General features: G+C 79.5%; 1 pseudogene. It reads left to right on the top strand.

Features of this window, described 5'->3' with window-relative positions:
- Positions 1-28: 28 nt before the first annotated feature.
- Positions 29-658: pseudogene (locus tag GXW78_RS27700) on the top strand (chromosome segregation protein SMC); the annotation flags it as partial.

The raw sequence follows: 658 nt of genomic DNA, 5'->3' as shown, positions 1-658 counted from the left end.
CCGCGCCGCCTTCGAGAAGGCCGAGGCCATGCGCGCCTGGGCGGCCGCCGCCCATGCCGAGGCCGGCCGCGCCGCGACGGCCGCGAGCGGCGAACGCGCCCGCGCCGCCGCCGAGGTCGATGCGCTGAAGGCGGTGCTGTCCTCCCGCGAGCCGGGGGCGGCGGCACCGATCCTGGATCAGGTCGGCGTCCCGGCGGGCCTGGAAGCGGCGCTCGGTGCCGCGCTGGGCGAAGCGCTGGAAAGCCCGTCCGACGAGGCCTCCCCCCGCCATTGGCGCAACCTGCCGCCGCTCGACACGCCCGCCCCGCTGCCGGAAGGCGCGGTGCCGCTGTCGCGGCTGGTCGAGGCGCCGGCCGCGCTCTCCCGCGCCCTCGCCCAGATCGGGTTGCTGCCACGGGGCACTGACGGCGCGCCCTTGCAGGCCGCGCTCAAGCCCGGCCAGTCGTTGGTCACGGAGGAAGGCGCGCTGTGGCGTTGGGACGGCCACACCACCCGGGCCGGCGCGCCGACGCCCGGCGCGGTGCGCCTCGCCCAGCGCAACGCCCTGCGCGCGGCCGAATCCCGGCTCGACAAGGCCGAGGCCGAGGCCGCCACCACCGACGCCGCCCGCGCCGAAGCCGCCCGGCAGGAGGAGGAAGCCCGCCGCACCGAGGCCGCC

Origin of the sequence: Neoroseomonas terrae, assembly GCF_018129025.1 — a bacterium.
In the GTDB taxonomy this organism is placed as follows: Bacteria; Pseudomonadota; Alphaproteobacteria; order Acetobacterales; family Acetobacteraceae; genus Neoroseomonas; species Neoroseomonas terrae.
The sequence above is the reverse complement of the archived record's forward strand: the minus strand, read 5'-3'. Positions and strand labels throughout refer to the sequence as shown.